This is a genomic window from Streptomyces uncialis (assembly GCF_001905345.1).
Lineage (GTDB): Bacteria > Actinomycetota > Actinomycetes > Streptomycetales > Streptomycetaceae > Streptomyces > Streptomyces uncialis.
Genome location: NZ_LFBV01000005.1, coordinates 26543 through 50432, shown reverse-complemented (window position 1 = coordinate 50432; position 23890 = coordinate 26543). Strand labels below are relative to the sequence as shown.

The 23890-nt window shown below is 72.8% G+C and carries 19 protein-coding genes and 3 pseudogenes; 11 read left to right on the top strand and 11 right to left on the bottom strand.

The annotated features are described in order from the left end of the window. Positions 1-354: 354 nt before the first annotated feature. From AB852_RS20535 to AB852_RS20515, 5 genes are all read right to left on the bottom strand, one after another. Positions 355-1107 (bottom strand): SDR family oxidoreductase, encoded by a 753-nt coding sequence (locus AB852_RS20535; RefSeq protein WP_073790654.1) that lies wholly within the window; start codon positions 1105-1107, stop codon positions 355-357. A gap of 67 nt (positions 1108-1174) precedes the next feature. Next, positions 1175-1972 carry an SURF1 family cytochrome oxidase biogenesis protein gene (locus AB852_RS20530; protein WP_073791580.1) on the bottom strand — a complete coding sequence of 266 codons (798 nt, stop codon included), beginning with the start codon at positions 1970-1972 and terminating at the stop codon, positions 1175-1177. Positions 1973-2067: 95 nt separating this feature from the next. Next, positions 2068-3117, bottom strand: a complete 1050-nt coding sequence (locus AB852_RS20525; protein ID WP_073790651.1) for a DEDDh family exonuclease — start codon at positions 3115-3117, stop codon at positions 2068-2070. Between the two features lie 187 nt (positions 3118-3304). After that, positions 3305-5914 carry an MXAN_6230/SCO0854 family RING domain-containing protein gene (locus tag AB852_RS20520; RefSeq protein WP_073790648.1) on the bottom strand — a complete coding sequence of 870 codons (2610 nt, stop codon included), beginning with the start codon at positions 5912-5914 and terminating at the stop codon, positions 3305-3307. A gap of 192 nt (positions 5915-6106) precedes the next feature. Further along, entirely contained in the window at positions 6107-6640 is a 534-nt protein-coding gene (locus AB852_RS20515) for a DUF7848 domain-containing protein (RefSeq protein ID WP_073790645.1), read from the bottom strand. 92 nt (positions 6641-6732) lie between these two features. Here AB852_RS20515 and AB852_RS20510 point away from each other — a divergent pair, with 92 nt between their 5' ends. The 6 genes and pseudogenes from AB852_RS20510 to AB852_RS20485 form a co-directional block, all read left to right on the top strand. Further along, positions 6733-7884, top strand: a complete 1152-nt coding sequence (locus tag AB852_RS20510) for an NsdA family TPR-like regulatory protein (RefSeq protein WP_073790642.1) — start codon at positions 6733-6735, stop codon at positions 7882-7884. 54 nt (positions 7885-7938) lie between these two features. Beyond that, positions 7939-8268, top strand: coding sequence for an antibiotic biosynthesis monooxygenase family protein (locus tag AB852_RS20505; protein ID WP_073790640.1), 330 nt, complete (start codon positions 7939-7941; stop codon positions 8266-8268). A gap of 116 nt (positions 8269-8384) precedes the next feature. Continuing rightward, positions 8385-9125, top strand: a complete 741-nt coding sequence (locus AB852_RS20500) for a VIT1/CCC1 transporter family protein (RefSeq protein WP_073790638.1) — start codon at positions 8385-8387, stop codon at positions 9123-9125. Positions 9126-9301: 176 nt separating this feature from the next. Continuing rightward, on the top strand, positions 9302-10234 hold the full coding sequence (locus tag AB852_RS20495; protein ID WP_073790636.1) for a sterol desaturase family protein: 933 nt from the start codon (positions 9302-9304) through the stop codon (positions 10232-10234). Next, positions 10231-10956 (top strand): lysoplasmalogenase, encoded by a 726-nt coding sequence (locus tag AB852_RS20490; protein ID WP_178391072.1) that lies wholly within the window; start codon positions 10231-10233, stop codon positions 10954-10956. Before AB852_RS20495 ends, AB852_RS20490 begins: the two co-directional genes overlap by 4 nt. Positions 10957-10983: 27 nt before the next feature. Further along, positions 10984-12021 (top strand): annotated as a pseudogene (locus AB852_RS20485) (zinc-dependent alcohol dehydrogenase family protein); the annotation flags it as partial. A 43-nt stretch (positions 12022-12064) separates the two neighbouring features. Here AB852_RS20485 and AB852_RS20480 read toward each other — a convergent pair. From AB852_RS20480 to AB852_RS20470, 3 genes are all read right to left on the bottom strand, one after another. Further along, positions 12065-13147 carry a CopD family protein gene (locus AB852_RS20480; RefSeq protein WP_425444182.1) on the bottom strand — a complete coding sequence of 361 codons (1083 nt, stop codon included), beginning with the start codon at positions 13145-13147 and terminating at the stop codon, positions 12065-12067. Between the two features lie 603 nt (positions 13148-13750). Beyond that, the gene (locus AB852_RS20475) at positions 13751-15289 is read right to left on the bottom strand and encodes a S8 family serine peptidase (RefSeq protein WP_073790634.1); all 1539 of its coding nucleotides are present in this window, start codon (positions 15287-15289) and stop codon (positions 13751-13753) included. Between the two features lie 214 nt (positions 15290-15503). Next, positions 15504-17054 (bottom strand): S8 family serine peptidase, encoded by a 1551-nt coding sequence (locus tag AB852_RS20470; protein ID WP_073790632.1) that lies wholly within the window; start codon positions 17052-17054, stop codon positions 15504-15506. A gap of 586 nt (positions 17055-17640) precedes the next feature. Here AB852_RS20470 and AB852_RS20465 point away from each other — a divergent pair. From AB852_RS20465 to AB852_RS41655, 4 genes and pseudogenes are all read left to right on the top strand, one after another. Next, entirely contained in the window at positions 17641-18009 is a 369-nt protein-coding gene (locus tag AB852_RS20465) for a DUF485 domain-containing protein (RefSeq protein ID WP_073790629.1), read from the top strand. Beyond that, the gene (locus AB852_RS20460) at positions 18006-19643 is read left to right on the top strand and encodes a solute symporter family protein (protein ID WP_107499300.1); all 1638 of its coding nucleotides are present in this window, start codon (positions 18006-18008) and stop codon (positions 19641-19643) included. The genes AB852_RS20465 and AB852_RS20460 overlap by 4 nt, the downstream gene beginning before the upstream one ends. Positions 19644-19879: 236 nt before the next feature. Further along, positions 19880-20743: pseudogene (gene moaA, locus AB852_RS20455) on the top strand (GTP 3',8-cyclase MoaA); the annotation flags it as partial. 102 nt (positions 20744-20845) lie between these two features. Further along, positions 20846-20971 (top strand): annotated as a pseudogene (locus tag AB852_RS41655) (GTP 3',8-cyclase MoaA); the annotation flags it as partial. 30 nt (positions 20972-21001) lie between these two features. Here AB852_RS41655 and AB852_RS20450 read toward each other — a convergent pair. Beyond that, complete coding sequence (locus AB852_RS20450; protein ID WP_073791569.1) at positions 21002-21265, bottom strand: hypothetical protein; 264 nt, start codon at positions 21263-21265, stop codon at positions 21002-21004. A 310-nt stretch (positions 21266-21575) separates the two neighbouring features. Beyond that, positions 21576-21974: a DUF3099 domain-containing protein gene (locus tag AB852_RS20445; RefSeq protein WP_073790625.1), complete on the bottom strand. Its 399-nt coding sequence runs from the start codon at positions 21972-21974 to the stop codon at positions 21576-21578. A gap of 226 nt (positions 21975-22200) precedes the next feature. On the opposite strand from AB852_RS20445, the gene AB852_RS20440 reads away from it, so the two are divergent. Continuing rightward, a complete protein-coding gene (locus AB852_RS20440; RefSeq protein ID WP_073790623.1) occupies positions 22201-22482 on the top strand; it encodes a GlsB/YeaQ/YmgE family stress response membrane protein in 282 nt (93 codons plus the stop codon). 86 nt (positions 22483-22568) lie between these two features. Here AB852_RS20440 and tyrS read toward each other — a convergent pair whose 3' ends face one another. Then, complete coding sequence (gene tyrS / locus AB852_RS20435) at positions 22569-23873, bottom strand: tyrosine--tRNA ligase (protein WP_073790622.1); 1305 nt, start codon at positions 23871-23873, stop codon at positions 22569-22571. Positions 23874-23890 lie beyond the last annotated feature (17 nt).

Genomic DNA, 23890 nt, shown 5'->3' with positions numbered 1-23890 from the left:
GGGTACGTCCAGGTGGGGAACCCCAGGGGCGCGAGGAACTGCGCATCCACGAACGACCCGCACGAACGGGGTGCGCCTACCGGGGCTGACCCAAGGGGCGCGGGGAACTGCGCGAAGACGAGGGCGGCCCCGCATCCGAAGAGCGACCGCAAGGGGGCAGCATCCAGGGGCGCGGGGAACTGCGCAAAAACGACGAACGACGGCACAGGAAACAAGTACGCCCAGCACAGGGAACCCAGGGGCGCGGGGGAACTGCGCACCCACGAACGGCCCGCACGGGAACAAGTACGTCCAGCCGGACGGACCTCGGAAGCGCGAGCGAAGGCGACCCGCGCCCCCTGCACCCCGGGCTGGTCAGAAGCCCTTGCGGGCGCCGCCGTCCACCGGGACCATCACCCCGGTGAGGTAGGACGCCGCGGGCGACAGCAGGAACGCGGCCACCCGCCCGAACTCCTCGGGCGTCCCGTACCGCCGCAGCGGGATCTGCGACTCGAACCCCAGCCGGGTGGCCCCCGGGTCCGCGGACAACGCGTCCAGCTCCCGCACCCGGTCCGTGTCGATCCGCGACGGCAGCAGCCCCACCACCCGGACGCCCCGCGGACCCACCTCGTCCGCCAGCGACTTCGCGAAGCCCGCGAGCCCGGGCCGCAGCCCGTTGGAGATGGTGAGTCCGGGGATCGGCTCGTGCACGGACGCCGACAGGACGAACCCGATGACCCCGCCCTCGAGTTCCCGCGCGGCGGCCCGCGCGAACCGCACCGCGCCGAGGAAGACCGACTCGAACGCCGTGCGCCACTGCTCGTCCGTGTTGTCGTCGAGATGGCCGGGCGCGGGCCCGCCGACGCTGATGAGGATGCCGTCGAAGCGGCCGAACCGCTCGCGCGCGGCCCCGATCAGCCGCTCCGGGGCATCCGGGTCGGCGTTGTCCGCCGCGAGCCCGACGGCCCCCGGCCCGAGGGCCGACGCGGCCTCCGCGGCACCCCGCTCGTCGCGCCCGGTGACGATCACCTTGGCCCCGTCGGCGATCAGCTCACGGGCGCTCGCGTTGCCGAGCCCCCGGGTCGCCCCGGTGACGACGTACACACGGTCCTTCAGTCCAAGATCCATGGCCCTATCCTGCCCCGGGAACCGGCCGGGAGTCAGTACGGGAGCCGGGGTGTGAGGACGGGACGGGTCAGACCGGGACGGTGGCGGGGGCGTCCGCGGACGAGGTGGCCGCCGCCTTGGCCGCCGCCTGGTCCCGCAGTTCCCGGCGCACCAGGATCACCCAGCCCACGGGCACGGCCGCGGTGAACAGCCACCACTGGACGGCGTACGCCATATGCGCGCCGATCCCGCTGGAGTCGGGGGCGGGCAGCAGCTCCGGGGTCCCGTTCGCGGGGGCGGGCGAGGCCAGCTGGACGAAGCCGCCGAGCACCGGATCACCGAGGGTCGTGGCCATCTGCGCGCTGCCGATCAGCATGACCATGCCGTCGGGGAGGCCCTTGAGGTCCTTGATGCCGCTGGTCGAGGTGGTCTCGTCGGGCATCAGCCGCCCCGTGACGTTCACCTCGCCGCGCGGGGGCGCGGGGATCGGCGGGACCTTGTTCTGCGGCCCGTTCGCCTCGATCCAGCCCCGGTTGACCAGCAGCACCTTGCCGCTGTCGAGGACCAGCGGGGTGACCACATGCACCCCGACCCGGTCGTCGGCGTTGGTCCGGCGGCGTACGACGACCTCGTGCTCCGTGTCGTACCGGCCGGTCGCCGTCACCTGGCGGTAGCGCTCCCGCTCGGACACCTTGTGCCCCGGGGAGGTCAGCTCCTCGGCCGGAACGGGCGCCGCCTCGATCGACGTCGCGATCCGTTCGTTGCGCGCGACCCGGCTCTCGTGCCGGTGGAACTGCCAGAAGCCCAGCTCGATCATCACGGGGATGAGGACGAGGGCGAGGAGGGTGAGGATCACCCACTGCCGGGACAACAGGAAGCGGTACACCCCACGACCGTACAACTCGGCCATGGGGCGATCGTCGCCAGGGGGCCCCGAGCGGGCCCGGTCACCGTCCCGCCCCCGCCGGCCGGTGGGAGGCGTCACCCGCCCTGGGACGGGGGAGTGCCGGGCTTCGGCGCGGCCGGTGCCACGTCGAGGAGGAGCTGGCCGAAGGCGGCCTCGTCGATCACGGGGGTGCCGAACTGCGCGGCCTTCGCCGTCTTGGAGGTGCCCGACCCGGGGTCGTTGGTCACCAGCAGGCTCGTCAGCCGGGACAGGCTCGTCGCGATGTGCAGCCCCGCCTCGACGGCCCGGTCCTCCAGCAGCTCCCGGTCGACGGAGGTGTCCCCCGAGAACGCCACCCGCATGCCCTGCCGGAGTGGCTCGCCCGGGACGTACCGCCCCGGGTTCGGATACGGGCACGCCGGGCGCTTGCGCGAGGGCCGCCAGCTGCCCGCGCCGTACGAGGAGCCCCCGGCGCGCGCCCCCGGCGAACCGCCGCCGTACGACGCCTGGCGGCCGATCACGGGCGTCGCCGGGCTGTCCGACCACTCGGTGAGCGGACGGCACTCCAGCAGCGGCAGCCGCAACCCGTCGCGGGCGGCGGCGCGCAGACTCGGGCGGAACGCCTCGGCGAGCACCCGCGCGTCGTCCAGCGCGTGGTGCGCGCGCTGCTGGACGACCCCGAAGTGCGCGGCCAGCGACGCCAGCTTGTGGTTGGGCAGCGGCAGACCGAGCTCCTTGGAGAGCGCGATGGTGCACAGCCGCCGGCGCACCGGGGCGGTGCGCCCGGCGCGGGCGTACTCGCGGGCGATCATCGACCAGTCGAAGACGGCGTTGTGCGCGACGAGGACCCGGCCGTCGAGGCGGGAGGCGAACTCCTCGGCGATGTCGGTGAACAGGGGCGCCCCGGCGAGCGCGGCGCTCGTCAGCCCGTGGATCCACACCGGGCCCGGGTCCCGCTGGGGGTTCACGGTGGTGTACCAGTGGTCCTCGACGTCACCGCGCGCGTCGAGGCGGTACACGGCGGCGGACACGATCCGGTCGTCGCGGGCGAGGCCCGTCGTCTCGACGTCGACGACCGCGTACCCCTCGGGATACGCGGTCGGCCACTCGGGCGGGTGCGCTGCGGTCGTTCGGTCGTCGAGCATGGTCAACGAGGATACGTCCCGGGACTGACACTCTGTCCGCCACCACCCGTGTTCGGGCGGGAAACGCCCCTCGCGCGCGGGGGGCGCACAACTCCGCAGGACATGTGTCCACTTGGCCCGGTCGGAGTCCGTGGCGCGTCGGCGGGTCTACGGGGGCACCCGCGCGCGGGTGCCCCCGTACGGCTGGTCAGCGCAGCGCCGCCACCAGGTCCTGGGCCGCGAGCTGCTCCAGCCCGCAGCCGTCGACCGGGCCCGGGAGCAGCCGGTACACCTCCCCGGTCACGTCGTCGGGCGCGAGGTCGCCGCGCACCAGCGCGCACAGGACCCGCTTGCCCCGCGCGTGGGCCGCGGCGAGCTTGTCGACATCCTTGCTCGGGAGCCGTCGCTGCGGGGTGCCCACGTCGCGGATCCGGGCGGCGAAGGCGGTGACCGTCTCCCCGGCCTGACGCCGGTAGTGCCACAGTTCGTCCGTCCCCTCGGGGCGCGGGTCGCGGTGGATGACGGCGACCTGCTCCGCGCGGGCGGCGGCGTGCCACACGGCGAGGTCCCACAGGGTGGTGCGGCCCCGGCCGAAGGACTCCGTCAGATCCCGTCCGATCCGGCCCAGGTCCCACCGGTGGCGCTCCACGCTGTGATAGCCCTCGGACGCCGGGAGATGGACGTCCGTCCACAGGCACGTCCGCCGTTCCAGGTCCACCAGCATCGGCAGCAGGATGCGTGAGCTGCCGGCCAGGTCGAAGCGCTGGCGCACCGCGCGCGGGTCGAAGCGGGCGTCGCGTCCCACGCGCGGCAGGGCCATGAACCCGGCGAAGGCGTCCGCGAGCTCGTCGAAGGGTGTGTTGTCGTAGGCGAACACGACCGGCACGGCGTAGCGGACGCCCGCCGCGCCGAGCGCCACCGGGTCGAGGTCCACGTACTCGGAGGAGCCGTTCGGCCGGGGCGCGGAGGTCAGGTCGCCGGAGTGGGTGGCCGCGTCCCGGAACCGCAGCCTGGTGTAGTCGCACAGCCCGAGGTACTCCCAGCGCGCGTCGTAGAACGCCACGGAGAGGTCCAGGTCGACGGCCTTGTGACCGTCCTGCGTCCAGTGCAGGAAGAGCCGCACGATCTGTCCGTCGGGCAGCGGTCGGGTGCTCCCGCGCGGGACCCGGATCAGCGACCGGGCCGCCGCCCGCTCGGCGCTCGGCACCGCGAGGTCGGCGAGGTCCGTGTCCAGGACGGCGAGGTCCACCCGGGACGCCGCGGACAGCCGTCGCAGCAGTTCGGTCTCCAGCAGCGCGCACGCGCGCGTGGTGACGGCTTCCGGCAGCGGCGTCCTGGTGTCGTCGGTGCTGTACGACCGGGTGACCCGGCCGCGGGGCAGGAACACCCGACGCCCGGCGGGCAGATGACGGGCCCGCAGCTGTCCGTACGCGCTGAGCAGCGGCCCCGTACCGGCCTTCGGAAGCGTCTCACGCAGTACGTCCGCGACGCGGTCCGCCGCCTTCGGGTCGTCGGAGGTGAGCCGCAGGAGGTGGTCGAGCCTGCGGACGAGTTCACCGGGCCGGCGTGCCAGCAGACCGACGGCGGTGCGGGTGTCCCGCGCGCGGAGCGCGTCCTCCAGCCGGGCGCCCCAGGTGCGGGCGCGTACCCGGGTGCCCTCGACACGGACGGCGTCGGGGTGTTCGGACGCGGTACGGCGCAGCGCGGCGCCCAGCGCGTCGTCCGTCAGCTCCGTGCCCCGCAGGACCGCGCACGCGAGCGCGGCCCTCGGGTGGCGCTCGTGGCGCTCGTAGGGGTGCAGCAGTTCCGCCGCGCGCTTCCAGCCGGACGGGTGCCGGGACATGTCCTCGACCAGCGCCCGCGTGGGCAGCGCGTCCAAGGCCGCCAGCAGTTCGCGGCGCAGCGGACGCGGCAGGGTCCGCAGCCGTACGCGCGGGGTGACCTCACCGAGGTCGGCGCCGCCGCCGGACCACACATGCAGCAGGCGCAGCACATCGGTCGCGGTGGTGAGCCGGGCGGCGAGCAGCGGCCGGACCGCGTCCCGGGTCGCGGGCTCCCGCAGCAGGGTGCCGAGCACCAGGGCTTTGGTCTCCCGTACGGGGATGTCCTCGGGCAGCCAGTCGGGCGTGGTGGGCGCGTGGGCGAGCAGGACGGCCAGATCCTCCCGGTCCTCCGGCGACAGCGGCGTACGGCGGCCCAGCAGCCGTCCCAGGGCCCGCGCGCTGTCGGCGGCGGGGTCCGTGGCGAGGGCGAGCGGCTGGAGGGGGCCCTTCACGGGCGCGGGCGGCGGGCCGTCGGCGGGCGTGGTGGGCGCGGTGGGGCGCAGGAACGGGTCGGCGGGGTCGATCCGGCGGTGGCACAGCGGGCAGCCCGAGTAGTCGGCACCGTCCCAGCAGGACCGGCACACCAGATGGGCGCACGGCGCGACCGGGTGCACGACGCCGGTGGTCCCGCACAGCACGCACGGCTGCTCGGGCGTCTGGAGCAGCAGCGCGAACACCCGCCGTACGTACAGCTCGTGGGTGTTCTTCGGCACGGAGTGCGGGAAGCCGCGGAACAGCGGGGTGTGGGTGCGGTCGGCGCCGGTCAGCCGGTCGAGGTCGCGCAGCAGCGCCATGCCCTGACGTCGCAGTCCCCGGCGGTCCAGCGCGGCGAGCGCGGCACGCAGCGGAGCGGTGAGCACATGGCCCCGCTCCAGCAGTTCCGCCTCCAGCGCGACGAGCGGGAGGTCCTCCGACGGGCGTCCGGGACGGGACCCCGTGGTGGCGACCTGGACGGTGCGCAGACGCCGGAGCAGGACGAAGGAAAGCGTGGTCATGGTGGGTCCCCCGGGATATGACGAAGCGGGGGCGGAGAGTGCGCGCACTACGGTTCTTTTGCAGAGAAGTAGAAGGAAGCACGCCGCGGAGCCGCCCCCGCGTCCCTGAGTCTACGAGGGCGCGATCACCCGGCACCAGCGGATTTCCCCGCCCCGCAACGCGCCCTCCCCGCGCGGGCGGTGCCCCTGGGCTCAGCGCCAGCAGTACGTGCCCGAGTCGACGACCGCCCCGCGGTGTCCGTCGCCGGGGTCGTGGCCGGGCTCGCGCTCGCACAGGACCATGAGGTCCGACAGATCCCGTCCGGTGACCTCACGGTACGACGCCAGCATGTCGCCTGGCAGCCTTGTGACGGCCCCGCACAGCCCCTCCAGCGGGCCGGGAGGGGCGGCCGGGGCGAGCGGCTCCTCGGCCCCGTCCACACCGACCACGCGCCAGAACCCGACCGTCTCCGCGCGGTAACGCAGGTGCCCCGCGCTGACGTCGGCGTGCGCGGTGGCCCACGCGTCCACCACGTCGACACGGTCCCAGGCGGCGGCGGGGGAGCGCGCGCCGCACGCCGCGCACACGAGCTGGAGCACCGGCGCCTCGGGCACCCCGGGCCCCTCGTCACTGACGAGGAACCGCCGTGCCCAGCGGACCTCCCCGGTCCGCCCCCGGGCCGGGCCGGCCACGGCGCTCGCGGGCGCGGCTTTCTCCGGCTTGTCGTCCGTCAGGTGTTGTGTCATGTGGCGCACCTCCGTCGGTGGTTGGTCCACCCAGATTCCCGCCCGCCGGAATCCCCCGCCAGTGGCCTCGTGTAGGCCAGGTGTAGGCCACAATGGAGGCTGTGCGAAATGTAGTCGGCGCCAATATCAAACGCCTCCGGGAACAACGGAATTGGTCGCAGGCCCATCTCGCCCGGCGCATATGCATCGCGGCGGATGTGGCAGGTGATCCGATCGGACGACAAGAGGTAAGTCGCTACGAGAACGGGCGCCGGACCCCGAGGGAGTGGCTTCCCTTCGTGGCCCAGGCGTTGAACGTCTCGGTGCACACCCTCACCGAACCCTGCTCGGCCCCGGGCCCCGCCGCTGAGGACAGCGCGGACATCACGGAGCACGCCCGTGCCTCGGTGGCGCATCTGCTGGACCACGACAACCGCTTCGGGGGCGATCACGTCGCCACCGCGGCCGTCCAGGTCTGGCGGAGCGGACAGCGCACCCTCGACACGAGCAGCAGGCAGCACCTGGCCGCGATCGCGGAACTCGCGGAGGTCGCGGGCTGGATCCTGTTCGACGCCGACCGGCAGGACGAGGCCCGGCACGCACTGCTGGAGGCGCATATGTACGCCCGGCTGGCCGGTGACGGTCCGCTCCAGTGGTTCGTGCTCGACCTGGTCGCGATGCACAGCCTCCACACCGGCAGGACCGCCGAGGCCCTCAGCATCTCCGACGAGCTGCTCACGCGCCCCCGGGTGCCTCGCCGAGTGGCTCTGATGGCCCAGATCCGCCGGGCGACGGCACTCGCGCACGCGGGCGACCGTTCACGCGCGCTGGCGGCCATCGAGACGGCGACCGGCGGATTGCAGGACTCGGTGCACGAGAGGGACCCCGCGTGGACGTGGTGGATCGACGAGGGGGAGGTGGCCCGTCACCACGGCGAGATCCTGATGTCGCTCGGCGCCACCCGGGCCGCGCTCCCCGAACTCCATCACGCGACTCTGGTCGAGCCGGGGGAGGGCCGCCGCAAACTCGGCCACGCCGTGGCCGAGCTGACCGCGCTCGTGGCCCTGGGGGCCTGGCACGAGGCCGAGACGGCCCTCACGGAACTGGTCCTGCCGCTCGGCCATGTGTCCTCGTCCCGCATCCGCCACCGCCTGGGCACGACACTGAGACACATGGAACGGTACGCACCCCCCTGGCTCACCACCCTGGCCAGGGACATCACCCCGACCGTGCCACGAGCCCGGCGGGAGCCACAGGAGCGATGAGAGCGCGCCGACCCCCCGGCACGGGCGACGGGGCCGCAGGGCAGGATGGGGGGTATGAGCATCGTGAAGATCAATGTCCTCACCGTCCCGGCGGAGCAGCGTGAGGTGCTGGAGCAGCGGTTCGCCTCGCGCGCGGGGGCCGTGGAAGGGTCCGACGGGTTCGAGTGGTTCGAGCTGCTGCGCCCCCTTGAGGGCACGGACGACTACCTCGTGTACACCCGCTGGCGGAGCGAGGAGGACTTCCAGAAGTGGATGGACGGGCCCATGCGGTCCGCCCACCGGGACGGCGCCGCCGCGGGCGGTGAGCGGCCCAAGCCCGCCGCCTCGGGGTCGTCCGTGTGGTCCTTCGAGGTCGTCCAGCAGGCCGCGCCCAAGCAGGGCTGAGGTCCGCGCCCACATCACGTTGCGGGCCGGGTCCCGGGCCCACCTGGGCCGAGGTCCGCGCGGCACGCCGGGGCAGGTTCCCCGTGCCGCGGGGCCCGGGGTGAGACGCTCCGCGCGTGAGCGAACCGACGACCCCCGGGGGCGGCCCGCCGCCCGCGCCGCACGCCGAGGCGCACGGCGGTGCCCTCGGCGGCCGGCTGAACTGGCTGCGGGCCGCCGTCCTCGGCGCCAACGACGGCGTCGTGTCGACGGCCGGTCTGGTGGTCGGTGTCGCGGGCGCCACGAGCGACCGGGACACCCTGCTGACGGCGGGACTCGCGGGGCTGCTCGCCGGGTCGCTGTCGATGGCGGCGGGCGAGTACGTGTCCGTGTCGACGCAGCGCGACTCCGAGAAGGCGGCGATCGCCCAGGAGCGGCGCGAACTGCGGGACGAGCCCGACGAGGAACTCGCCGAACTGACCGGACTGCTCGCCGCGCGGGGACTCAGCCCCGAAACGGCGCGGGAGGCGGCCCGTCAGCTCACCGCACGGGACGCGCTGCGCGCACACGCGCGCGTGGAGCTCGGCATCGACCCCGACCAGCTCACCAACCCCTGGCACGCGGCCTGGGCCAGCTTCCTGGCGTTCACGGTCGGCGCGCTCCTGCCGCTGCTGGCGATGGTGCTGCCGCCCGCCGACCGGCGGCTCGGTGTGACCGTCGTGTCGGTGCTCGCCGCACTGGTGCTCACCGGCTGGTCCAGCGCCCGGACGGGCGCCTCCGACCCCCGGCGGGCCGTCGTACGCAATGTCGCGGGCGGCGCGATCGCCATGGGCGTCACCTACGCCGTGGGGTCGCTGCTGGGTGCCAGTGGGATCTGATCCGGGGCGACGGCTGTCCTGTGCGCCCGTGTCCTGTGCGCCCGCGCGCGTGTGTGCGGTGGGCCCGCCGTGCGGGGCAATTGGCGGAGGTGGACAGAACTCGCCCCTACCGGACGGTAATACTTGTGGGTAACCACGTCTGGTGGTGACCCCGAGCGGGCCCTTACGGTGCACGCATGCCCCATCTGCCCGATGTCGTGCTGTGGTCGATACCCGCCTTCGTGCTGCTCACCGTCGTCGAGATCGTGAGCTACCGGCTGCACCCCGACGAGGACGCGGCGGGCTACGGCACCAAGGACACCGCCACCAGCGTCACCATGGGCGTCGGCAGCATCGGCTTCGACCTGCTCTGGAAGATCCCCGTCGTCGCGATCTGGACCGCCCTGTACGAACTCACCCCGCTGCGGGTGCCCGTCCTGTGGTGGACGATCCCGCTGATGCTCCTCGCGCAGGACTTCTTCTACTACTGGTCGCACCGGGGCCACCATGTCGTCCGCGTGCTGTGGGCGTGCCATGTGGTGCACCACTCCAGCCGCAGGTTCAACCTCAGCACCGCGCTGCGCCAGCCCTGGACCAGCCTCACCGTATGGCCGTTCTATCTGCCGCTGATCCTGTGCGGGGTGCACCCGGCGGCGCTGGCGTTCTGCTCGTCGGTGAACCTCGTCTACCAGTTCTGGGTGCACACCGAACGCGTGGGCAAGCTGCCCCGGGCCGTCGAGTACGTGCTCAACACCCCGTCCCACCACCGGGTCCACCATGCGTCCCAGGGCGGCTACCTGGACCGCAACTTCGGCGGCATCCTCATCGTCTGGGACCGCCTCTTCGGTTCCTTCGCGCCCGAGACCGAACGGCCGGTCTACGGGCTCACCAAGAACATCACCACCCACAACCCGCTGCGCGTCGCCACCCACGAGTACGCCGCCATCGCCCGTGACCTCCGCGCCGCCCGCACCTGGGGCGACCGCGCCGGACACCTCCTGCGGGGCCCCGGCTGGCAGCCCCCGGCCCCGGAGCCCGCCACCCTCCCCACGGCCCGTACCGGCCCCGCCGAGCCCCCGGCGCACCCCGCCACCGCCCCCGGCGGCACCATCCCCGAAGGACCCGCGTGATCCAGCACCTCACCCCCGCGACCGTGCAGGGCGACCGGCGCGCCACGGTCGCCCGCGTCCTGCTCCTCGGCTACGGCGTCGCCGCCACCGCCGACCTGCTGGCCCTGCTCGCCGACGCCCCCACCGGGCACACCGTCTTCAAGCCCCTGCTGCTGCCGCTGCTCGCCGCGTACGCAGCCGTCAGCGGCGGCCCCCGGCTGCTGACCGTCGCGCTGCTGTTCGGCTGGGGCGGTGACGTGATGCTGCTCCTCGACGCCGACCTCGCGTTCCTCGCCGGGATGGGCTCCTTCGCGCTGGGCCACCTCTGCTACCTGGTGCTCTTCGCGCGCCACGGCGACCGGCCCGCCGACCGCCGCGCCCGCGGTCGCCGTACCGCCCTCGGCGTGGCGTACGGGGCCGCCCTCGTGGGCACCGTGGCGCTGCTCTGGCCGGATCTGCCCGCCGAACTGCGTGTCCCGGTGGCCGTGTACAGCCTGCTGCTCACCGTGACCGCGTTCCGCGCGGGTGCCCTCGGCCTGGTCGCGGGGCTCGGCGGCGCGCTCTTCCTGCTGTCCGACACCCTTATCGCCACCGGCATCGCCGACTGGCCGCAGCTCCCGCGTCCCGACCTCTGGGTGATGCTGACCTATATCGCCGCGCAGTTCCTGCTGGCCACCGGGGTGCTCCGGGCCTTCGCCGCGCGCGGGCCCGGGACCCGGCCGTACCGTGGGAAGCGCACCTGAACGGCGGTATCCGCACCGGGAAGGCCCATGCGCGCGACGACGATCCACGGCACCCGTGACATCCGGGTGGAGGACGTGCCCGCGCCCCGGGTGCAGTTCGCCACCGACGCCGTCGTACGGGTCACCCGCGCGTGTGTGTGCGGCAGCGACCTGTGGGCCTACCGGGGCGAGACCGAGCGGCGGCCGGGGCAGCGGATCGGGCACGAGTTCCTCGGCGTGGTCGAGGACACCGGCTCCGAGGTGACCCGGGTGCGTGGCGGTGACCTGGTCGTCGCCCCCTTCGCCTGGTCGGACGGGGTGTGCGAGTACTGCCGTGAGGGGCTCACGCCCTCCTGCGCGCACGGCGGCGCCTGGGGCCGCCCCGGCTACGACGGCGGCCAGGGCGAGGCCGTACGGGTGCCCTACGCCGACGGCACCCTCGTACCGCTGCCCGCCGAAGCGGCCACCGACGACCGTCTGCTGGCCGCGTTGGTCACCCTGTCCGACGTGCTCGGCACCGGACACCACGCGGCCCTCGGCGCGCGCGTGGGACCCCGGACGACGGTCGCCGTGGTCGGGGACGGCGCGGTCGGCCTGTGCGCCGTCCTGGCCGCCCGCAGGCTCGGCGCCGAGCGGATCATCACCCTCGGACGCCATCACCCGCGCACCGCGCTGGCCCGCCGCTTCGGTGCCACCGACATCGTCCCCGAACGCGGCGAGGAGGCCGTCGACGCGGTCCGTGAACTCACCCACGGCCAGGGCGCCCACGCCGTCGTCGAGGCCGTCGGCACCGAGCAGTCCATGCGGACAGCCGTCGCCATCGCCCGGGACGGCGGCGCCGTCGGCTTCGTCGGCGTCCCGCACGGCAGCGGCACCGGGATCGACCTCACCGTCCTGTTCCGGCGGAACATCGCCCTGCGCGGCGGCGTCGCCCCGGTCCGGACGTACATCCCCGAACTGCTGCCCGACGTGCTCGACGGCACTCTCGACCCGTCGCCCCTCTTCGATCTGACGATCGGCCTGGAGCAGGTGCCCGACGGCTACCGCGCGATGGACGAACGCACCGCCCTCAAGGTCCTCATCACCTTCGGGGACCGCGACGGCACAGGTCCGCGCGGCAGCGGCCCGCTCACCACCACAGAGCGCCCCATCTGATCGGCACCGGCAACGCCGTCAGCAACGCCGACACGGCCACCACCAGCCCCAGCAACGCGACCTCCACGCGCGCGGGGACGAACGCGTGCAGCGCGTCGGCCGCCTGCCTCGACCGCCGCCCCCGCCGCCGGTCGCGCCGCCGCAGGCGCTGCCGCGCGGCCAGGGCCAGCGCGGCGACAGCCACCATCAGCAGCACCTTGGCGAGCAGCACGCGCCCGTAGGACGTCGTCCGCAACTGTTCGAAGAGGGTGTCCGGCGGCATCCGGCGCAAGGTGCTGACCAGCCCGGTCGCCGTCACACCCGCGATCAGCAGCGCCGCCACGCGCGCGTAGAGCGCCAGCAGCGCGGCACCCGCGCGCGGCGCGGACACCCGCCACCGCCAGCCGGCGCGCACCGCGTACAGCAGGCCGCCCGCCCACAGCGAGGCGCACAGCAGATGCACCAGTGTCAGTCCGGCCCCGACCATCGGCCGCAGCTCCGTGACGGGGTGCGCGCGCAGCGCCTCGGCCACCACGACGGCGGCCAGCGGCAGCGCCCGGACCACCGGCCGGCGTGAGCGCGCGAGCAGTCCGGCGGCGACGAACGCGTTCACCTCTATCAGGGCCAGCGCGCCGTCCCTGCTCTGGTAGAGGCCCCCGATGTCCATGTCGGACAGCTTCGAGGGGACCAGGTTCCCGGTGGCCACCACCGACGCCAGCCCCAGCGCCGCGACCGTCCCCGCCCATGCCGCGTATCCCGACCACGCCCTTGGTACGTCCTCCGGCGCCTGCGGCACCCGGCGGATCAGCCATCCGCCGAGCACCTCACCGGCCTGGACGGCGAGCGCCGCGAACATGACCGTCCGCAGCAGGCCGATCCCGGCGGTTCCGGGGGCCGGGTCCTCGCCGGTGCCGCTCAGGGCCGCGGACGGCCCCAGCAGGGGGATCAGGGCGGCGAGCAGCAGCAGGACGAGGACGGCGGCGGTGCGGCTCACCTGGGCGGTCGGCCGTGGGGCTTGCGTCGGCCGGGCGACCGGCGTCGGCTCGGGGCCGGGCGTGGGCGGCGGTATCGCGGGTATCGCGGGCTCGCCGTCCGCCCGGGAGTCGCAGGACAGGGACATCACACCGAATCTTCGCCATCCACCCGTGAGCGGGGCAAGTCCCGGTGCGCGGGTCGCCTTCGCTTGCGCTTCCCAGGTCCGTCCGGCTGGACGTACTCCGTTCCTGTGCCGTCGCTCGGTGGTTTCGCGCAGTTCCCCGCGCCCCTGGATGCTGCCCCGGTCCGTTGCCCTTCGGGTGCGGGTGCGCCCTCGTCTATTCCCGCCCACCCCCTCCCGCAGCCGAGCGACTGCGGGAGGGGGTGGGTGCCCCCAAAGGGGCGCGGGGAACTGCGCACCCCCGTCAGTACCCGCACAGGAACAGGTACGTCCAGGTGTGGAACCCCAGGGGCGCGGGGAACTGCGCACCCCCGTCAGTACCCCCACAGGAACAAGTTCGCCCAGCACACGAAACCCAGGGGCGCGGGGAACTGCGCATCCCCGAGCGACGGCACAGGTACAAGTGCGCCCGGCACGGCGAACCTCAGAAGCGCGAGCGAACGCTACCCGCACGGGGGCAGGTGGGCTCAGGGGCGGAGACCCGAAGGCAGGTCTCCGGGCACCCCGGGGAACACGGGGGGACCGTTACTTCCGGACTGCGTCGAGCGCGTCGGCGATGCCCGCCCCGTAGAACCCGTTGCGGTTCTTGCCGCCCTCGCACACCGCGTCGATCTTCCCGTCGCCGTTGATGTCGTACGGGTCGGTGCACGGTGTCGCGTCGGCGCCCCGGTACAGCAGTTCCTTGACCCGCGCGGCGGAAGCCCGCGGATGCGTGGACTTGATGAGCGCCGCGACGCCCGCGACATGCGGTGACGCCATCGACGTACCGGCCATGTAACCCCAGCGCCCGCCCGGCAGCGTGCCGAGGATCAGACCGCTGGTGGCGGGCGGCTCCGGCCGCTGGTACGCGGTCGAGTCGCCGCCGGGCGCGGCGATGTCGACGACGCCCTTGCCGTAGTTGGAGAACGACGACTTGATGCCCTTCGCGCCGGTGGACGCGGTCGTGACGACACCGGGGAGCTGGGTCGGGATGTCGAGACACTCCGACGGGTCGATCACCCGGGTACCCGGGGTGGTGTCGTTGGGGCTGGACGGGTCGGTGAGCTCGTCCGCGGCGAGGTCGAAGTTCTCGTTGCCCGCGGCGGCGACGTTCACCGTGCCCTTGCGCTCGGCGTACAGCGAGGCCCGGGTTATCGCCTCGACCAGCGCCTTCTGGTCCGGGTCGTCGGCGCAGTTGAAGTACCAGGGGTCGGTGTAGTAGCTGTTGTTGGTGACGTCGACGTCGTTCTCGGCGGCCCACATGAAGCCGCATACGACGGCCTCGGTGTAGAAGAAGCCCGCGGTGGTCGACACCTTGATGCCGGAGACCTTCACGCCCGGCGCGACCCCGGTCATGCCGAGGCCGTTCTTGGCCGCGGCTATCTCGCCGGCGACATGGGTGCCGTGCGGGCTCTCGGCCGCGCTGGGCCGCCACGCGCCGTCGGTGGTGTCGGGCGCGCCGGAGACGCAGTTGACGGACGCTTCGCGGTCGAAGTTCGGGGCGATGTCCGGGTGGGTGTCGTCGACCCCGGTGTCGATGACGGCGACCGTGACGTCGCGGCTGCCCAGGGTCCGCTCGTGGGCCTTGTCGGCCTTGATGGCGGGCAGGTCCCACTGGAGGGGCTGGAGCGGGTCCTGGGCGGGGGCCGCGGCCTCGGTCGCGGCCCGCACCTGCTCGGCGGTGAGGGTCTTGGGCGCGCCGAGGTCACCGGTGGCCTGCGCGGGCAGCGGCGCCGTACGGGTGGCGCCCGCCGACTCGACCCCGCGTATCTTGCGCAGCTTCTTCGCGAAGTCCGGGTCGGCGGAGTGCGCGACGATCACCCCGATCCGGTCGTACGCCGCGACGACCGAGCCACCGGCGGCGGCGATGGCCTTCTTGACGGAGGAGGAGGCGTACTTGTGCCGCAGGTTGACGACATAGCTGAGGTTGGCGCCCTGGACGGTGGCGGCGCTGAACGCGGTGGCCCGGGCCTCGGTGTCGGCCGCGGTGGCGGTGTTCGGCAGGAAGGCGAGGGAGGAGGCGACGACGGCCATGCCGAGCGGGATGGTGACGGTACGCCGGGTGCGTGACGGACGAGCGCTCATGTGATCTCCAGTTCGTCGGACCGGCGCGCGGGCGCCGGGTGGGAGTAACGATCTGAGGGGGTGCGGTGCGCGGGCGCGCGCGGGCGCCCACGGGTGCGCGCTGTGTGCGGCCCGGCGCGGGAAGCCGGGAACCCAGGGGCCGGGCCGGGGACCTGCGAAGGGGCCGGGTGACCGCCGCGCGGACAGCGCGGCGGTCACCCGGCCCCGGGGACGGTCAGTCGACGGCGTCGAGGGCGTCCACGACGCCGTGGCCGTAGAAGCCGTTGGTGTTCTTGCCGCCCTCGCAGGTGGAGTCCACGACCCCGTTGCCGTCCGGGTCGTACGGCGTGGTCGGGCAGCCCGGGTTGTCGGCCTGCGCCTTGAGCAGCGCCTGGAGCACGGCGGGCGGGGCCCACGGGTGCTTCGACTTCAGCAGCGCGGCGACCCCGGCCGCGTGCGGCGCGGCCATCGACGTGCCCTGGAGGTACGCGTAGCGGCCCTCCGGCATGGTCGACAGGATGCGGCCGTTCTTCGACGGGGTGTCGGGGATCTGGTACTTGTCGCCACCGGGCGCGGCGACGTCCACGACGCCCTTGCCGTACGAGGAGTAGTACGACTTGATGCCCTGGTTCCCGGTCGCGCTGACCGTCACGACACCCGGCAGCTGGGTCGGGAGGTCGAAGCACTCGCTCGGGTCGATGGTGCGGTCCACCGGTGTCGAGTCGTCAGGACTGGAGTCGTCCAGGATCGCGTCGGAGGCGAGGTCGTGGTTGGAGTTGCCCGCCGATGCCAGGTGCAGGGTGCCCTTGCGCTGGGCGTAGAGCTGGGCACGGTTGACTGCGTCCACGATGGCCCGCTGGTCCGGGTCGTCCATGCAGTTGTACAGCCACGGGTCCACGTAGTAGCTGTTGTTGGTGATCTCCACCCCGCGGTCGGCGGCGAAGACGAAGGCGCACACGACGCTCTCCGGGTAGAACAGCTCGCTGACCGGGTCGGCCACCTTGATGCCCGCGACCTTCACCCCGGGCGCCACGCCCGCGACACCGACACCGTTGCGCGCGGCGGCGATCTCACCGGCGACATGGGTGCCGTGGTAGTGCTCGGGGGTCTGCGGACGCCAGGCGCCCGGCGAGGTGTCGGGCTTGCCGCCGACACAGTTCGCGGACTGCTCCGCGGAGAAGTTGGGCGCGAGGTCCGGGTGGGTGTCGTCGACGCCCGTGTCGATGACCGCGACGGTGACCTTGGAGCTGCCGGGGTTGATCTTCGCCGCCTTGTCGGCGCCGATGGCCCGCAGGTCCCACTGGTCGGCCTCCAGCGGTTCCGTCGCGGGAGCGCTCTCGCGTGCGGCCGGGGCGCTCTGGGCAGCGGCGGCGGCAGCGGCCTTCGACAGGTACTGCGGGCCGCCCTCCTGGGTGGTCCCGGCGGCGCTCAACGGCGCGGTGCGGGTGGCGCCCGCGGAGTTCACCCCGCGCACCTCGCGCAGTTGCTTCGCGAAGTCGGGGTTGGCCGAGTGGGCGACGATCACGCCGATCTGGCGGTACGCGATCACGACCGTCCCGTCGGCCTCGGCGACGGCCCGGGTCACCGCGTCGACCGTGCGCCGGTCGGTCCTGGTGTTGACGACGTACGCCAGCTTCGGGCCGGTCGGGGCGGTCGCGGTCGTGCCGGCCTTCGCGTCGGCCGGGGTGGCGGTCGCGGTACCCGGCAGGAAGCCGAGCGAGGCGACCAGCGCCAGACCGATCGGCACCGTCAGGGCCGACCGGCGTCTGGAGCGCAGCGGAACCATGGGATCTCCACATCATCCGGAAACGGAACAGCCCGAACACAAGGGTTGGTGCTCGGGCAGGTACATGACGTATGGCTCAGGGTGAAGCTATCCCCAGCCGTCCCCGGCCTTCAATGATTTCCGGAAGAAATGCTGAACGTGCCGTTCTATGCGCGTCCAGTTGGGCGGCTCGTCCCGATCCCGTCCCCGCCCGGCAGCCCGTCGGCGGACCCGGCCGGGGCCCGGACCGGCGTACCGCCGACGGCGGACGGCCGCCGATCGATCGGCTCCGGACCGCTTCCTCGGGGCGGGCGGCGGCGTTGGGCAAGCGGTACGAGAGCACCCACCCCCCTGTCGGATCACGCGCGATGGGCCTAACATCCATGCGACCTGCGTGATCCACATCACTGTGAGGTCACCACCCGTCATGTCCCTTCCCTCCCAGCCGTCCTCCCCCCTCGGTCACGCACCGGTTCCGACGGCACCGGTGATGTCCCCCGCCGCGGACGACCCCTCCGAAGCGACCGCGGCGGCCACCACGACCGCATCGAGTCCCACACCAGGGTCACACCCCACATCCATCGCATCCGCACCGCGAGGAGACTCCGTGGCAACCGACGCACCACCCCCGCCCGGCGACGAACCCGCCCGCCGGGCCGATCTGCCGCCGACCGAGGAGTTCATCGAGGTCCAGCGCAGCGCGGAGTTCGCCGAACTGCGCCACTCGTACCGCTCGTTCGCGTTCCCGCTGACCGTGGCCTTCATCGCCTGGTACCTGCTGTACGTGCTGCTCTCCAGCTACGCGGGCGCGTTCATGGGCACCAGGCTGTTCGGCAACATCAACGTCGCCCTGGTCCTGGGCCTCGCGCAGTTCCTGACGACGTTCCTCATCGCCTGGTGGTACTCCCGCCACGCGGCGGCCAAGCTCGACCCCAAGGCCAAGGCCATCAAGGACCGGATGGAGGGCCGCGCATGAGCGCCGAGGCAGCAGCGCTGGCACCGGCCGTCCTCGCCGCCTCCGAGGCGAGCGAGCACCGGCCGCTGATCATCTCCCTGTTCGCGGCCTTCGTCGTCGCGACCCTGTTCATCACGGTGTGGGCCGGACGCCAGACCAAGGACGCCGCCGACTTCTACGCGGGCGGACGCCAGTTCACCGGCTTCCAGAACGGACTCGCCGTCTCCGGCGACTACATGTCCGCCGCCTCGTTCCTCGGCATCGCGGGCGCCATCGCCCTCTTCGGGTACGACGGGTTCCTGTACTCCATCGGCTTCCTGGTCGCCTGGCTCGTCGCCCTGCTCCTGGTCGCCGAACCCCTGCGCAACTCCGGCCGCTACACCATGGGCGACGTCCTCGCCTACCGGATGCGCCAGCGCCCGGTGCGCACCGCGGCCGGTACGTCCACCATCGTCGTGTCCATCTTCTATCTGCTCGCGCAGATGGCCGGTGCCGGAGTCCTCGTCTCCCTGCTGCTCGGCATCACCAGCGACAGCGGGAAGGTCCTCATCGTCGCCCTCGTCGGCGTCCTGATGATCCTCTACGTCACCATCGGCGGGATGAAGGGCACCACCTGGGTCCAGATGGTCAAGGCCGTCCTCCTCATCGGCGGCACCCTGCTCATCACCTTCCTGGTGCTGCTCAAGTTCGACTTCAACATCTCCGACCTGCTCGGCAGCGCCGCCGAGAACAGCGGCCAGGGCGCCGCCTTCCTGGAGCCGGGCCTGAAGTACGGCGCCACGGCCACCTCGAAGATCGACTTCATCTCGCTGGGGATCGCCCTCGTCCTCGGCACCGCCGGACTGCCGCACATCCTCATCCGCTTCTACACCGTGCCCACCGCCAAGGCCGCCCGGAAGTCCGTGAACTGGGCCATCGGCATCATCGGCGGGTTCTACCTGATGACCATCGCCCTCGGCTTCGGCGCGGCGGCGCTCATCTCACCCGAGGAGATCGTCGCCTCCAACAAGGCGGGCAACACCGCGGCACCGCTGCTCGCCCTGCACATCGGCGGTGTCGACTCGACCTGGGGCGCGATCCTGCTGGCCACCATCTCGGCCGTCGCGTTCGCCACGATCCTCGCGGTCGTCGCCGGACTCACCCTCGCCTCGTCGTCGTCCTTCGCCCATGACATCTACGCCAACGTCATCAAGAAGGGCCGGGCCACCGAGAAACAGGAGGTACGGGCCGCGCGCTGGGCCACCGTCGCCATCGGTGTCGTCTCCATCGGCCTCGGCGCCCTCGCCCGTGACCTCAATGTCGCCGGGCTCGTCGCCCTCGCGTTCGCCGTCGCGGCCTCCGCGAACCTCCCGACGATCCTCTACAGCCTCTTCTGGAAACGGTTCACCACCCGGGGCGCCCTCTGGTCGATCTACGGCGGACTGACCACCGCGGTCGTCCTGGTGCTGTTCTCGCCGGTCGTCTCCGGCAAGGCCACCTCGATGTTCCCGGACGCCGACTTCCACTGGTTCCCGCTGGAGAACCCCGGGATCATCTCCATCCCCGTCGGCTTCCTCCTCGGCTGGCTCGGCACCCTCCTGTCGAAGGAGCCCGCCGACCAGGGCAAGTACGCCGAACTGGAGGTCCGCTCGCTCACCGGCACCGGAGCCCACTGACCCCGCCGAAGGGCCCGTCCCGCCCGGCCGTGCCGCACCCGTGTCCGCCTCCCGCGGACCGGTACGGCACGGCCGGGCCGCGTCCGGGACACCGGACTCCTGGTGTTGTCGGTGGTCTCACGTACGCTCGGAGGTGACGGGAACCACGCGAGGCACCGGACGGACCCGCGAGAGGGAACCCGCGAAGGACCGAAGGAACCGCACGCACACGAGGACACCGGGGGAGGGGACCGCACATGCTGATCGACACCTACGCGCGGGTCGCCACCGACCTGCGCGTATCGCTGACGGACCGCTGCAATCTCCGCTGCACCTACTGCATGCCCGAAGAGGGCCTGAAGTGGCTGGCCAGACCCGACCTCCTCACCGACGACGAGATCGTCCGGCTGGTCCGCATAGCCGTCACCCGGCTCGGCGTCACCGAGGTCCGCTTCACCGGCGGCGAACCCCTGCTGCGCCCCGGACTCGTCGGCATAGTGGACCGGGTCGCCCGGCTCACGCCGCGCCCCCGGATCTCCCTCACCACCAACGGCATCGGCCTCGCCCGCACGGCCGCCGCGCTCAAGGCGGCCGGTCTCGACCGGGTCAATGTCTCCCTCGACACCCTGCGCCCCGACGTCTTCAAGACCCTCACCCGGCGCGACCGCCACCAGGACGTCCTCGCCGGACTGGACGCCGCGCACCGCGCGGGCCTCACCCCCGTCAAGATCAACACCGTGCTGATGCGCGGACTCAACGACGACGAGGCGCCCGAGCTGCTCGCCTGGGCCATCGAGCGGGACTACGAGCTGCGGTTCATCGAGCAGATGCCGCTCGACGCCCAGCACGGCTGGAAGCGGGACGGGATGATCACCGCGGGCGACATCCTCGCCTCGCTGCGCACCCGTTTCACCCTGGACGCGGAGGAGTCGGCGGTCCGGGGTTCCGCGCCCGCGGAGCGCTGGACCGTGGACGGCGGGCCGTACCGCGTGGGGGTGATCGGCTCGGTCACCCGTCCGTTCTGCGCGGCGTGCGACCGTACCCGGCTGACCGCCGACGGACAGGTCCGCAACTGCCTCTTCGCCCGCGAGGAGACCGACCTGCGGGCAGCCCTGCGCACCGCTCCCCGCACGGACGGCAGCGCTCCGGACGGGACCGGCACCACCTCGTACGAAGGCGCCATCGACACGGGCGGCGCCGTCAGCGACGCGGACGGGACCGGCGCCGGTCCGGACGACGAGATCGTCCGGCTCTGGAAGCTGGCCATGTGGGGCAAGAAGGCGGGCTCCGGTCTGGACGACCCGGCCTTTCTGCAACCCCAGCGTCCGATGTCGGCCATCGGCGGCTGAGCCGCCGCCCGCGCGGAGCGGTCCGTGCGATCAGCTCTCCGGCTCCGCCGACCCCGTCGGCCCGTCCCACTCCGCGAGGGTCACCACATCCTTGAGGAACCCCCGCACCCCGAGGAACTGCGACAGATGCTCGCGGTGCTCGTCGCACGCGAGCCAGGTCTTGCGCCGCTCCGGCACATGGATCTTCGGGTTGTTCCAGGCGAGCACCCACACCGCGTCCGCCCGGCACCCCTTGGCGGAGCACACCGGAGGACCGGGGACGGGGTCCGGGGACGAACCGGGGAGGCCGGGCAGACCGGAGAGCGGCGGAAGGAAGTTCACGCCCCCACAGTAGGCGGCCCGGCCCGCACCCCTCCGGGACACCCCCCGCCCGACCGCCGCGAGGATGGCCGGATCCCGGTCGGCGGGGCGCCCATGAAGGGGGCGCGGAAGGCGGGGAAAAGGCGACGCCGAGCAGCCACGGGGGGAGCTGCCCGGCGTCGGTCACATAGCTCCGACGGGGGATGCGGAGCGCGTACGCAGTATGTCACGCGTCACCCGTCGGCCGGGACCGGATCGGCATGATTGATCTGAGCCGCCCTTGAGGTCCCAGGGACGACTCCGGTCAGTCCGACCCGTCCCGGACACCGCCCGCGGGCGGGCCCCCGGCCTCCCCGGAAGGAGCCCCGCCGGGCGCGGCCGGGGATTCCGCAGGGGCCTGCGCGGCGGCCTTCGGAAGCACGGGCCGGGCGGGCGCGGGGACGAATGTCGAGGGCAGCGAAGGGGCGTTCTCGCGCCCCGCGTTGGCGATCACCACGGAGATATAGGGGAGCACCATGCCGAGGACCAGCGCCACGATCGCCACATGGCGTTGCACGTTCCACAGGGACGCCCCGGCGACGAACGAGACCGTGCGGACCGACATCGAGATCATGTAACGCCGCTGTCTGCGGCGCACGTCCTCGGTCAGCCCCTGCCGCGCCCCCGTGATCCGGAAGACCTCGCCGCTGTTCTGCTTCCGCATCCCGTTCCACCACCGCCCTGGTCCGTCGGACACCACCGGTCCGGCCCGCCCCTCACGGTACGCCCCGGCCCGGGTTCCCACGAGGCCGGGTCGGGCCCCGCGAGGCGGGGCCCGGGTCCCCCGTCACGCGTATGGCCGCGGCCGGCATGCGGCGTACGGAACCCGGCCCGAGACTGAGGGAACTGCTCGCGACGAATCACGCGTCGCGCCAGATCAGGAGGCACCCATGGGCTGGTTGTGGGCGATCATCGTCGGTTTCGTGCTCGGTCTGATCGCCAAGGCGATCCTGCCGGGCAAGCAGCACAGCCCTCTCTGGCTGACGACGATCTTCGGCATCATCGGCGCGGTGGTCGGCAACTCGCTGGCCTCTGCCTTCGGTATCGCCGAGACCAAGGGCATCGACTGGGGCAGACACGCGCTCCAGATCGTCGCCGCCATCATCATCGTCGGACTCGGCGACATGCTCTACATGGCGTTGTGGGGCAACAAGAAGAAACAGACGACCTGACGTACGGCACGCCTGCCGTACGTGAGAGGGGTGGCCCCGCGGTCCTCGACCGCGGGGCCACCCCTCCTTGTCGTGCGTCGTACGGCTCAGCCGCCCGTGACATCCGCCCCGGGGCCGCCGGCCGCCTCGTCCGTGACCTCGATCGCGGCGAGGTTGCGCTTGCCGCGGCGCAGCACCAGCCACCGCCCGTGCAGCAGCTCCGAGGGGTCCGGGACGGCGTCCTCGGCGGTGACCTTGACGTTGTTCACGTAGGCGCCGCCCTCCTTGACGGTGCGCCGCGCGGCCGACTTGCTCGCCACCAGACCCACCTCGGCGAACAGGTCCACCACCGGACCCAGCTCGGTGACCCTGGCGTGCGGCACCTCGGACAGGGCCGCCGTCAGTGTCGCCGGGTCCAGGCCGGCGAGCTCGCCCTGGCCGAACAGCGCCTTCGACGCGGCGGTCACGGCGGCGCACTGGTCGGCGCCGTGCACCAGCGTGGTCAGCTCCTCCGCCAGCGCGCGCTGGGCCGCGCGCGCCTGCGGGCGCTCCTCGGTGGCCCGCTCCAGCTCCTCGATCTCCTCGCGGGAACGGAAGCTGAAGATCCGCAGGAACTTGGGCACGTCCCGGTCGTCCGCGTTCAGCCAGAACTGGAAGAAGGCGTACGGCGTGGTCATCGCGGGGTCCAGCCAGATGGTGCCGGACTCCGTCTTGCCGAACTTGGTGCCGTCGGCCTTGGTGATCAGCGGGGTGCCCAGCGCGTGGACCTGCGCACCCGGCTCGACCCGGTGGATCAGGTCGGTGCCGGAGGTGAGGTTGCCCCACTGGTCGCTGCCACCGGTCTGGAGCGTGCACCCGTACCGCCGGTACAGCTCCAGGTAGTCCATGCCCTGGAGGAGCTGGTAGCTGAACTCGGTGTAGCTGATGCCCGCGTCGGAGTTGAGCCGCCGTGCGACGGCCTCCTTGGCGATCATCTTGTTGACCCGGAAGTGCTTGCCCACGTCCCGCAGGAACTCGATGGCCGACATGCCCTGGGTCCAGTCCAGGTTGTTGACCATGACCGCCGCGTTCGGGCCGTCGAAGTCCAGCAGCGGCTCGATCTGCCCGCGCAGCCGCTCCACCCACGCGGCGACGACCTCGGGCGCGTTCAGGGTGCGCTCCGAGTTCGGCTTCGGGTCACCGATCAGCCCGGTGGCCCCGCCGACCAGGCCCAGCGGACGGTTTCCCGCCCGCTGCATACGGCGCATGGTGAGGATCTGCACGAGGTTGCCGAGATGCAGGCTGGGCGCGGTCGGGTCGAAGCCGCAATAGAAGGTGACAGGACCGTCCGCGAACGCTTTGCGCAAGGCGTCCTCGTCAGTGGACAGGGCGATCAGCCCGCGCCACTTCAGTTCGTCGACGATGTCCGTCACGGTTCTCTTGTCTCCTC